We start from the raw sequence: 10884 nt of genomic DNA on the forward strand, positions 1-10884 counted from the left end.
CAGAAACACAAACGTCATAGGAACGCTGGGGCCTGGTGGAGTGAAGACGGACGTCCGGGACAGGATCCGACGACGAGAGGAGGGCTGTTTTCAGCCACGTGCACATGATCGGACACGTAGCCATATCCCGTTCCATGCAGGGAAGTTACCTGTGGTATCGGACATTGCATTTGTTGCCGCACATGCCGGGCGGGGCGAGGGAGGAGATCAGCGGCATCCGAGACCGGCGTGACGGAAGTCACAGCAGCGTTCAGCCCCCGGACGTGTCCAACTCCGCGTCCTCGCCGATACCCGCGCAGTCGTACGGGTCCTTCAGCCAACCGTCCGGCAGGACAACCCTGTTGTTGCCGGACGTACGGCCGCGGGGCCCGTCCGCGCCCGTCGGCCACGACTGGTTCAGGTCCAACTCGTCCAGGCCCGAGCGGAGTTCGTCCAAGGACGACGTGATCGCAAGGCGCTTGCGCATCTCCGAGCCGACCGCAAACCCCTTCAGATACCAGGCCACGTGCTTGCGGAAGTCGATGACGCCGCGCGCCTCGTCCCCGATCCACTCGCCGAGCAGGGTCGCGTGGCGGACCATGACGGCCGCGACCTCGCGGAGGGTCGGACGGACGCTGTATCCATCAGGGCCTCCGGCCCGGGCAGCCGGGCGCCCCTCGAACGCCGCCACCAGGTCCGCGAACAGCCACGGTCGGCCCAGGCAGCCGCGGCCCACGACCACCCCGTCGCAACCGGTCTCTCGCACCATCCGCAACGCGTCGTCAGCCGACCAGATGTCGCCGTTGCCGAGCACGGGAATCTCCGGCACGTGCTCCTTGAGGCGGGCGATCGCGTCCCAGTCCGCCGTGCCGCCGTAGTGCTGCGCGGCGGTGCGGCCGTGGAGGGCGATCGACGTCACGCCCTCCTCCACGGCGATCCGTCCGGCGTCCAGGTACGTGATGTGGTCGTCGTCGATGCCCTTGCGCATCTTCATCGTGACCGGAAGGTCCCCGGCCCCGCTCACCGCCTCGCGGAGGATCGCGCGCAGCAGATGCCGCTTGTACGGGAGTGCCGAGCCGCCACCCTTGCGCGTCACCTTCGGGACGGGGCAGCCGAAGTTGAGGTCGATGTGGTCGGCGAGGTCCTCCTCCGCGATCATGCGGACGGCCTTGCCGACGGTCACCGGGTCGACCCCGTACAGCTGGATCGAGCGCGGAGTCTCCGACGCGTCGAAGTGGATCAGCTGCATCGTCTTCTCGTTGCGCTCGACCAGCGCCCGCGTCGTGATCATCTCGCTGACGAACAGGCCCTTGCCACCGCTGAACTCCCGGCACAGCGTGCGGAACGGCGCGTTCGTGATCCCGGCCATGGGGGCGAGGACGACGGGCGGCTGGACGGTGTGCGGTCCGATCCGCAGAGAGGACGCGGGGGCAAGGGTCGACGTGGACATTCCCCCATTGTCACGTACGCCGACAGACGAGGACCACAGTAGTTAGTTAGCAACACTATGGAATTGGCGTACGATGGAGGAATGCCCGAGCTCACCCACCGCCGACGCATGCTGGTGCTCGCGATCTGCTGCATGAGTCTGCTGATCGTGAGCCTGGACAACACCGTTCTGAACGTCGCCCTGCCCTCGATGCAGAGAGAGCTGCACGCCAGTACGTCGGGCCTCCAGTGGACGATCGACGCGTACACACTGGTACTTGCCTCGCTGCTGATGCTCGCGGGGTCCACGGCCGACCGCATCGGCCGCAAACGGGTCTTCATGGCGGGGCTTGTCGTCTTCACAATCGGCTCGGTCCTGTGTTCCCTCGCGCCGAACCTCGAATCGCTCGTCGCCTTCCGCATGCTGCAGGCGGTGGGCGGTTCGATGCTGAACCCGGTCGCGATGTCGATCATCACCAACACCTTCACGGATCCGCGCGAGCGCGCCCGTGCGATCGGCGTCTGGGGAGGCGTCGTCGGCATATCGATGGCCGCGGGTCCGCTGATCGGCGGCCTCCTCGTGGACTCGGTCGGCTGGCGGTCGATCTTCTGGCTCAACCTCCCGGTGGGCATGGCCGCGCTCGTGCTCACCTTCCGGTACGTCCCCGAGTCCCGCGCCCCGAAGGCCCGTCGCCCCGACCCGGTCGGCCAGCTCCTGGTGATCGCCCTGCTCGGCTCCCTGACGTACGCGATCATCGAGGCCCCCAACTCCGACGCCCTCAAGGTCGTCGCCTTCGCCGTCGTGGCCCTGGCCGCCCTGCTCGCCCTCCTGTGGTACGAGCCCCGCCGTACCGAACCCCTCATCGACCTGCGCTTCTTCCGCTCGGCACCCTTCAGCGGGGCCACGGTCGTAGCGATCAGCGCGTTCGCGGCACTCGGCGGCTTCCTCTTCCTCTCGACGCTCTATCTGCAGAACGTACGCGGTCTGAGCGCCCTGAACGCGGGCCTGTGGATGCTCCCGATGGCGGCCCTGACCTTCGTCTGCGCCCCGCTGTCCGGCCGGCTGGTCGGCAACCGTGGCCCCCGGCTCTCGCTCCTCGTCGCCGGGGTGGCGATGACCGCGAGCGGGGTGCTCTTCGCCGCCTTCGAGGCCGAGACGTCGAACGTCACCCTCGTCATCGGCTACGTCCTCTTCGGCCTCGGCTTCGGCTTCGTGAACGCCCCCATCACCAACACCGCCGTCTCCGGCATGCCCCGCACCCAGGCCGGCGTCGCCGCCGCGGTCGCCTCCACGAGCCGCCAGATCGGCCAGACCCTCGGCGTCGCCGTGATCGGCGCCGTACTGGCCTCGGGCGTGGGCTCGTCCTCGTACCGGGACACCTTCGTGTCGGCCGCCCGCCCCGGCTGGTGGATCATCGCGGCCTGCGGACTCGCGGTCCTGGTCCTGGGCGCGGTCACGAGCGGCAGCTGGGCCCGCCGGACCGCCGAACGCACGGCGGAGCGGCTGGAGTCGGCGGAGATCAAGGAGCAGGCGGACGTACTGGCCTGACGGGCGCCCTTACGTCCTCTACGTCCTCGCGAGAGCGATCGTGTGCAGCTTCTCCAGGCGTGCGCGGGACTCGTCGTCGGCCGGTGCGAACGTCACCATGCGGGGGCCGTTGTGCGGGCCGAGCCACAGGTCGGTGCTGTCCACGGTGAGCAGGCCGACGTGGGCGTTGGTGAACTGCTTGCGCTTGCTGCTCGCCCCGACGACCTCGTGCCGCTCCCAGATCTCGCGGAACTCCGGCGACTGGGCGCGCAGCCGCTCGAGCAGCATCTTCCAGGCGGGCTCGGCGAGATGACCTGCCATCGACGCGCGGAACTTGGCGGCCATGACCCGCATGGTCTCCTCCAGCCGCACGAGCGACGACTGCCAGTCCTCGTTCGTGAAGCAGAGGAGCATGCAGTTGCGGTCCTCCGGCGGGACGGCGTCCAGGTCGCAGAACAGCAGCTCGTACGTGCGGTTGTGGGCGAGGATGTCGTACCGGCTGTTCTGGATACTGGCCGGGATCGGATCCAGCTGTTCCAGCAGGGCGCGCTGTGCCGGGGTGACCGAGGGGCAGTTGGCACCCGGGGCCGGGTCGACGGTCCCGGCCAGCTTGAACAGGTGGGCGCGCTCGCTGGCGTCGAGCATCAGGGTGCGGGCGAGGGCGTCGAGGACCTGGACGGAGACCTGGATGTCCCTGGCCTGTTCGAGCCACGTGTACCAGGTGACGCCGACCGCGGACAGCTGTGCGACCTCCTCGCGGCGCAGGCCCGGAGTGCGCCGGCGGCGGCCTCGGGGCAAGCCGACCTGTTCGGGCGTGATGTGTTCGCGGCGGTGGCGCAGAAAGGCGGCGAGTTCGTGCCGCCGGATCACCGACTCCTTCGCCTCGCGGGCCTCCGCCCCCCGGGCCTCCTGAGCCTCCCGTGTCTCCTGGACCATGCTCGTCATGCCCCCCAGCCTGCCTCCCCACCGATCCTGTTGCCAGGTAGTGCTTCTACCAGGATGAGGAAACTCTGGTACCGGTCTGGGAGTTGACCGAAGCTGAGGAACGTGACCGAATCCGGAACTCTCGACCGCAGTGCCGCCCGCTCCCCCGCCACCCCACCCGTGCTCGGCACCCTCGGGCTCTTCACCGTGCTGCTCGGCGCGGCACTTCCCCTCATCGACTTCTTCATCGTCAACGTCGCCCTGCCGACGATCGGCCGGGACCTGTCCGCGAGCGAGGCGGTCCTGGAACTCGTCGTCGCCGGGTACGGAGTCTCGTACGCCGTGCTCCTCGTCCTCGGCGGACGGCTCGGCGACATGTTCGGCCGGCGTCGGCTCTTCCTCGCCGGTATGGCCGCCTTCGGGCTCACCTCGCTGGCGTGCGGCCTGGCGCCCACCGCCTGGACGCTGGTCGCGGCGCGCGTCGCGCAGGGCGCGGCGGCCGCGGCGATGCTGCCGCAGGTCCTCGCCACCATCCAGTCGGCGACCCAGGGCCCGCGCCGTGCCAAGGCCATGGGCCTGTACGGTGCGACCGCCGGGCTCTCCATGGTGGCCGGGCAGATACTCGGCGGCGTCCTGGTCGCGGCGAACATCGCGGGCACGGAATGGCGTTCGGTGTTCCTGGTGAACGTACCCGTGGTGCTGCTCGGCCTGGTCCTGGCCGCACGCGCCGTCCCCGAGACCCGCTCGCAGCACCCGGAGCCGGTGGACGTCCCCGGCACGCTGCTCCTCGCCGTGGCGCTGCTGACCCTCCTCGCCCCGCTGACCGAGGGCCGGGCGGCGGGCTGGCCGCTGTGGACCTGGCTGGCGCTGGCGGCGTTCCCCTTCGCGGCGGCGGCCTTCTACCTCGTCGAGCGCCGGGAGGACCGCCAGGGCCGTACGCCGCTGGTGCCGCCGAGCCTGTTCGCGCTGAAGTCGCTGCGCCGGGGCCTTGCCATGGTGCTGCCGTTCTCGATCGGCTTCAGCGGCTTCATGTTCGTGATCGCGGTGGCGTTGCAGCGGGGTGCCGGGCTCGGCCCGGTCCCGGCCGGCCTTGCCCTTGCGCCCATGGCGGTGGTCTTCCTCGCCGTCTCGCTCTGGGGCCCGCGGCTCGTCACCCGCTACGGCACGCGCGTCGTGACCGCCGGCGGCCTCATCCAGGCGGTCGGCGTGGCCCTCATCGCCCTCGCCGCCTGGCGCTCCTGGCCGGACCTGGGCGTGGTGGAACTGATGCCGGGCGCGGCCGTGGCCGGTGCCGGCCAGGCCCTGCAACTCCCCGTCATCTTCCGCGTCATCCTCTCCGAGGTCCCGCCCGCCCGGGCCGGAGTCGGCAGCGGCGTCATGATCACCGCCCAGCAGTCGGCCCTCGCGCTGGGCGTCGCCACCCTCGGCTCCCTCTTCCTGACCCTGATCCCCGGCATGGGCATGCGAGACGCCCTGGTCACGACGCTTCTGGTCCAGCTGGCAGGCATCGCCCTGACGACCCTGCTGAGCCTGCGCCTGCCCCGAACGATCCGCTAAGCGCTTAGCTGGAACGGTGATGAATCCGCGGGCCGGTGGGGGCTGGTCGCGCAGTTCCCCGCGCCCCTAAAGGGGCGCGATACCGCACCGCCCTCGCCAAGGGCACTCAGCGCGCCCGTGGCCCCGCGTCGTCCGTGGGCCAACTCTCCTCACAAGTGCCCCTGTTGATGTTGGTCTTGCTGCACACTCCTTGCTGCGAGCCACCCACAAGGAGGGCGTCATGCTGCAGATCAACACGAGCAAGGTCAGCCGCTGGGACCAGCACGGTCGCGAACATGTCGTACGGGTTCAACGCGCGGGCATGCAGCGCACCATCAGATGCGATACGTGCGGCTGGCGGAAGGGCGCCCAGTTCCTGCCCTGGCTGAAGGCCGAGGAGCACCTCGCGGAGGCGCACCAGGCGACGGTGGATCCGACGGAGGGACAGGGATAGAGAGCCGGTCCCTACCGTGCCCGCCCGGCGGCCACCAGCCGATCGCGCAACCGGGCCGCGTCCTGGCCGGGCGGCAGTCCGTACGCCCGTCGGTACTCGCGGTTGAACTGGGTCGCGCTCGCATAGCCGACCGCTTCGGCGACCACGGCCGCCGTGGTGTCGCCGGCGAGGAGACGGCGGCGGGCCTCCTGGAGCCGCAGGTGCTTCTGGAAGCGCAGCGGGCTCATGCCGGTGGCTGACTTGAAGTGGCGGTGCAGGGTGGCGGGACTCATGTGGGCCACTGCCGCGATCTTCTCGATGACGAGTGGCTCGGTGTAGTGCTCGCAGATCCACCTGGCCGCCGTGCGGACCCGGGCGGCGGCGGTGTCGGCAAGGGTGAAGTGACGCAGGACCGGGCCGAGAGGGCTGCCGAGCAGGCGGTAGAGGATCTCGCCCTCGATACGGTTCGCCAGGGGGCGGATGTCGTCCGGGCTGTCGAGCAGCCGCACCCATCGGGTGACCGCGTCGACGATCTCGGGGGTCATCGGTGCGGTGATCTGCCCGCCGGGCTCGGGTTCGGGACCGGTGAGCGTGACGGGATCCGTTCCGTCCAGTTCCAGCAGGAGGTCGGCGAGCATCGTGCCGTCGATCCGCAGCACCGCCGAGCGGTACGGCAGCCGCTCGAACGTGGAGGTGACCGGCAGCACGAGCGAGTTGAAAAGCATCTCCCCGCTCCCGGTCGTCCAGCTCCGGTCGCCCGCGACACTGCTCTTGGAGCCATGGACGATGAAGCAGATCATCGGCTCGTACAGCAGGTCGATGGGGGTGATGGGCTCGTCCAGCCTCACCAGCCGGAGGCGTGGCACCGCGGTGTCGGACCACCAGTCGTCGCCGTGCCGGGCGATGGCCGCCGCGAGCTCGTCGAGCATGAAGCGCTCCCTGGGTAGCGAGTTCCTGAGCGAGTTCCTGAGCGGAGCCCTGAGAGGATCAGGCAATCCTATGCGGTCCCCGGCCCATGACCGCGCGCTGCCCGCGCCCATAGCGTCGACGGCATGACACAGCAGGACAAGAACCAGCAGGACAAGAACCAGAGCAGCAACCTGCCGATGCGCGAGCTCGGCACGCAGGGCCTTGAGGCCGGAGCGATCGGTCTCGGCACGATGGGCATGACCATGGCGTACGGCGCCGGTGACGAACCCGGCGGCATCGCCACCATCCGCCGGGCGTACGAACTGGGGGTCACCCTCTTCGACACCGCCGAGCTGTACGGCATGGGCACCGGCAGCAATGAGCAACTGCTCGGCCGCGCCGTGAAGGACTTCCGCGACGAGATCGTCATCGCCACCAAGTTCGGCTTCGACATGGACGCTCCGCAGAACGCCGCGGGCATGGCGCTGAACAGCCGCCCCGACCACATCCGCGAGGTCACCGAGAACAGCCTGCGCCACCTCGGCACCGACTACATCGACGTCCTCTACCAGCACCGCGTCGACCCGGACGTGCCGATCGAGGACGTGGCGGGCACCGTCGGTGAGCTGATCGCCGAAGGCAAGGTGCGGTACCTCGGGCTCAGCGAGGCGGGCCCGGACATCCTCCGGCGCGCCCACGCCGTGCACCCGGTGTCCGTGCTGCAGACCGAGTACTCGGTGTTCGAGCGGGCGGTCGAGGCCGAAGTACTGCCCGTGGTACGCGAGTTGGGCATCGGCTTCGTGCCGTACTCACCCCTCGGCCGCGGCTTCCTCACCGGCGCGGTGAAGCCCGCCGCCGAGTACCCCCAGGACGACATGCGCAGCTGGGACGACCGCTGGCAGCCCGGCAACTACGAGAAGAACCTGACCGCCATCCGCGAGTTGACCGCGCTCGCCGACGCCAAGGGCATCACGGTGACGCAACTTGCTCTGGCCTGGCTCCTCGCCCAGAGCGACGACATCGTGCCCATCCCGGGCACCCGCAGCCCGCAGCGGGTCGCTGAGAACGCCGCGGCGGCCCACGTCACGCTCACGTCGCAGGACCTCGCCCGCGTCCAGGAGATCCTGCCGCACGGAGCGGCCGGCTCCCGCTATCCCGAGGCGATCATGCCGTCCTGGTGAGGCCTGAGCGCTCCGCGGGAAGTGCAGTACGAAGGTGCGGGCCGTCCTTGGCTGGTCGCGCCCACGCGGCGGAGCCGCATATCAACACTGCCCCGCGCCCCTAAGGGGCGCGGTACCGCACCGGACTTAGCCAAGGCCGCTCAGGCGCGCAGCCCTCGCAGTACGAGGTCCACGACGGCCTCGAAGTCCGCGTCGATGCCCGGCTGTTCCCACTCCGGTGCGTAGCACGGATCGTGGAAACGGCCCGTGGCGTGGAAGACGGCGCGAGCGGCGACCGCCGGGTCCTCGGCGGCGAGGGCGCCCGACTCGACGCCGGCTCGGACGATCTCGGTCAACTGGCCGGTCAGGTCGGCGAGGTGCTGGCCGACCGCCTCGCCGTTCTCCCCGGTCAGCACCATGTATGTGGCGAAGAGCTCCGGGTCGTCCCCCGCCTTGCGGCGCTTGGCGTCGAACAGGGCCGCGAGCCAGTCACGCAGCCGGGCCTCCGGGGCACGGTCGGTGGCGACGATGCCGGCGAGTGCCTCGGACGTACGGTCCAGCCACCGCTTCGTCACCGCCTCCCGCAGCGCCGCCTTCGTACGGAAGTGCCGGTACACGCTTCCGTGGCTGACGCCGAGCGCACGGGCCACGTCCACCACGGTCGCCTTCGCGGGGCCGTGGCGGCGCAGCACCTCCTCGGTGACTTCGAGGATGCGCTCGGCGGTCAGGATCTCGGAGGTCGCTGCCATGAGGGAGACCGTACCCGGCGGTACTGTCAGCGCTCGCTGTCGAGGTGTGCCATCTGCGGCTCGGGGTAGCGCTCGCCCGCGGCGGCGCCGGGCGGTACGGCCTCCTCGATCGCGGCGAGGTCGGCGGCGTCCAGCGTGACGTCCAGCGCGCCCAGCGCCTCCGTGAGCCGGTCCCGGCGCCGCGCGCCGATCAGCGGAACGATGTCGTCGCCCTGGGACAGCACCCAGGCGATGGCGATCTGCGCGACGCTGACGCCCTTCTGCCCGGCGATCTTCCGCAGCGCCTCGACCAGGTCGAGGTTGCGGTGCAGGTTCTCGCCCTGGAAGCGGGGCGAGAACGAGCGGAAGTCGCCCGGCGCGAGCTGCCGGTCCGCGGTGAAGTGGCCGGAGATCAGCCCGCGCGAGAGCACGCCGTACGCCGTGATGCTGATCCCCAGCTCACGGGTGGCCGGCAGGATGTCGTCCTCGATGCCGCGCGAGATGAGCGAGTACTCGATCTGAAGGTCCGAGATCGGGGCGGTGGCGGCGGCCCGGCGCACGGTCTCGGCGCCGACCTCGCTCAGGCCGATGTGCCGGACGTACCCCTTCTCGACAAGCTCCGCGATCGCGCCCACCGTCTCCTCGATCGGCACGGCCGGGTCGAGACGGGCGATCCGGTAGACGTCGATGTGGTCGACGCCGAGGCGCTGGAGCGAGTACGCGGCGAAGTTCTTCACCGCGGCCGGCCGCCCGTCGTAACCGCTCCACCCCCCGTCCGGGTCGCGCAGCGCACCGAACTTCACGCTGGTGAGCGCCTGTTCGCGGCGCCCGGCGGGGGCGGTGCGCAGCGCCTCGCCGATCAGCATCTCGTTGTGACCCATGCCGTAGAAGTCACCGGTGTCGAGCAGGGTCACGCCCGCTTCGAGGGCGGCGTGGATGGTCGCGATGGACTCGGCACGGTCGGCCTCGCCGTACAGCGCCGACATACCCATGCAACCGAGGCCGAGCGCGGAGACCTGAGGGCCGGTCTTGCCTAGAGGACGGGTTTGCATGCGAACTCCCTGGGGTCCCGACGGGATGGAATGCCCGCCGGATGGATGTCGTACGCCCACCCTGACATGACAGCTGACAGATTTCAATATCTGTCAGCTGTCACTTGTCATCCGTCAACCGTCAGCCGTCCAGCGACTCAACCCTGCGACTCAGCCCTGCCGCAGAGGCAGCGCCAGGTCCACGACCGCACGGTTGCCGTCGAAGGTCCCCGTACGCGCCACCGACCCGTTCAGCAGGTCCGCCCGGTACAGCCGCTGCTTGCCGTCGACGCGCAGGACGGCGTACGCGGTGTTCGAGCCGGACCGGGTCGAGGTGTAGATGTCGAAGCCCGCGCCCGTCCCGGCGTCCACGCCCAGCTTGCCGGTGGGCGCGAGGTTGCCCGCGTTGGCCGGGGACTGGACGGAGACCTGGTCGAGGGCCGCGTCCACGTCGAAGAGGGTGGTGGCGGTCGTCGCGGAGAGGTCGTTGTTCGTGTACGCGGCTCCCGTCACCCCCTGCGCCGTGGCACCGGTCGTGGCGGGCGGAACCGGCGGGTTGGTGAGGGTGCCGTCGACCGCGGTGGTACCGGCCGCGGGAGCGCCGGCCGGGTCGTCGATGTTGTGGCGGAGGTTCTGGCCGGTGTCACTGATGACCCGCAGCCGGTTGGCGGCCGGGTTGAAGTCGACGCCGAAGGAACTGCCCTGGAGGGCCACGCTCAGCTGCGAGACCTTGGTGGCCTTGGCGCCGATCTCGCGGATCGTGTAGATGCCGCCGCGGTCGCCGACGCCGTACAGCTTGTTGTTCTGTACGCGGTAGTCGATCCCGACCAGCTTGCTGTCACCCTTGAGACCGTCCACCTTTCCGAGCGGAAGGGTGCGGTTCGGCTGGTCGACCCGGAACTTGACGAGCCGCTGGTTGTCGGTGAGCCCGATGGCGCTGAGCCGGTCGCCCGCGGCCCCCGACACCCCCGCCACGGCACCGCCCTTGGCCTCGACCGCCGAGGTGGCCGAAGAGGAGTCGCTCCCCTGCCCCTCGTCGCTGGCCGCGACACAGCCGACGGTTCCGATGGCCAGCGCCATGGTGGCGAAGCCGATGATTGCCTGCTTGCGCATTGATGCCCCCGTGAGAGGTCTGTCTCTTATACCCATGTCCGAGCCCACGAGACCCAACCAGGCCTCGTATGCCGTCTTCTGCTCGGAAAAAAAAAGCGTGCTGTTGCACATTGTT

10 protein-coding genes are annotated in these 10884 nt (G+C 70.0%); 4 read left to right on the top strand and 6 right to left on the bottom strand.

Going from position 1 to position 10884, the window contains the following annotated elements:
* Window positions 1-250 precede the first annotated feature (250 nt).
* Entirely contained in the window at window positions 251-1429 is a 1179-nt protein-coding gene (gene dusB / locus G5C60_RS33170) for a tRNA dihydrouridine synthase DusB (RefSeq protein ID WP_165264722.1), read from the bottom strand.
* Between the two features lie 81 nt (window positions 1430-1510).
* Between dusB and G5C60_RS33175 the strand changes: the two genes are divergently transcribed.
* Window positions 1511-2956, top strand: a complete 1446-nt coding sequence (locus G5C60_RS33175; RefSeq protein ID WP_165264723.1) for an MFS transporter — start codon at window positions 1511-1513, stop codon at window positions 2954-2956.
* An 18-nt stretch (window positions 2957-2974) separates the two neighbouring features.
* Here the strand turns inward: G5C60_RS33175 and G5C60_RS33180 are convergent, their stop codons facing one another.
* The gene (locus G5C60_RS33180) at window positions 2975-3880 is read right to left on the bottom strand and encodes a helix-turn-helix transcriptional regulator (RefSeq protein WP_165264724.1); all 906 of its coding nucleotides are present in this window, start codon (window positions 3878-3880) and stop codon (window positions 2975-2977) included.
* Window positions 3881-3982: 102 nt separating this feature from the next.
* Between G5C60_RS33180 and G5C60_RS33185 the strand changes: the two genes are divergently transcribed.
* Window positions 3983-5416 carry an MFS transporter gene (locus G5C60_RS33185; RefSeq protein ID WP_165264725.1) on the top strand — a complete coding sequence of 478 codons (1434 nt, stop codon included), beginning with the start codon at window positions 3983-3985 and terminating at the stop codon, window positions 5414-5416.
* Window positions 5417-5636: 220 nt separating this feature from the next.
* Window positions 5637-5849, top strand: a complete 213-nt coding sequence (locus G5C60_RS33190) for a hypothetical protein (RefSeq protein WP_165264726.1) — start codon at window positions 5637-5639, stop codon at window positions 5847-5849.
* Between the two features lie 11 nt (window positions 5850-5860).
* Here the strand turns inward: G5C60_RS33190 and G5C60_RS33195 are convergent, their stop codons facing one another.
* Window positions 5861-6757 carry an AraC family transcriptional regulator gene (locus G5C60_RS33195; RefSeq protein ID WP_165264727.1) on the bottom strand — a complete coding sequence of 299 codons (897 nt, stop codon included), beginning with the start codon at window positions 6755-6757 and terminating at the stop codon, window positions 5861-5863.
* Window positions 6758-6880: 123 nt separating this feature from the next.
* Between G5C60_RS33195 and G5C60_RS33200 the strand changes: the two genes are divergently transcribed.
* Window positions 6881-7918, top strand: a complete 1038-nt coding sequence (locus G5C60_RS33200; RefSeq protein ID WP_165264728.1) for an aldo/keto reductase — start codon at window positions 6881-6883, stop codon at window positions 7916-7918.
* A 140-nt stretch (window positions 7919-8058) separates the two neighbouring features.
* Here G5C60_RS33200 and G5C60_RS33205 read toward each other — a convergent pair whose 3' ends face one another.
* The 3 genes from G5C60_RS33205 to G5C60_RS33215 all read right to left on the bottom strand — a co-directional run bounded on the left by G5C60_RS33205 (window position 8059) and on the right by G5C60_RS33215 (window position 10769).
* Window positions 8059-8646 (bottom strand): TetR/AcrR family transcriptional regulator, encoded by a 588-nt coding sequence (locus G5C60_RS33205; RefSeq protein ID WP_165264729.1) that lies wholly within the window; start codon window positions 8644-8646, stop codon window positions 8059-8061.
* A gap of 26 nt (window positions 8647-8672) precedes the next feature.
* A complete protein-coding gene (locus tag G5C60_RS33210) occupies window positions 8673-9677 on the bottom strand; it encodes an aldo/keto reductase (RefSeq protein WP_165264730.1) in 1005 nt (334 codons plus the stop codon).
* Window positions 9678-9827: 150 nt separating this feature from the next.
* Window positions 9828-10769: a DUF4394 domain-containing protein gene (locus tag G5C60_RS33215; protein ID WP_165264731.1), complete on the bottom strand. Its 942-nt coding sequence runs from the start codon at window positions 10767-10769 to the stop codon at window positions 9828-9830.
* Window positions 10770-10884: the final 115 nt, after the last annotated feature.

It is taken from the genome of Streptomyces scabichelini, assembly GCF_011045015.1.
Taxonomy (GTDB): Bacteria; Actinomycetota; Actinomycetes; order Streptomycetales; family Streptomycetaceae; genus Streptomyces; species Streptomyces scabichelini.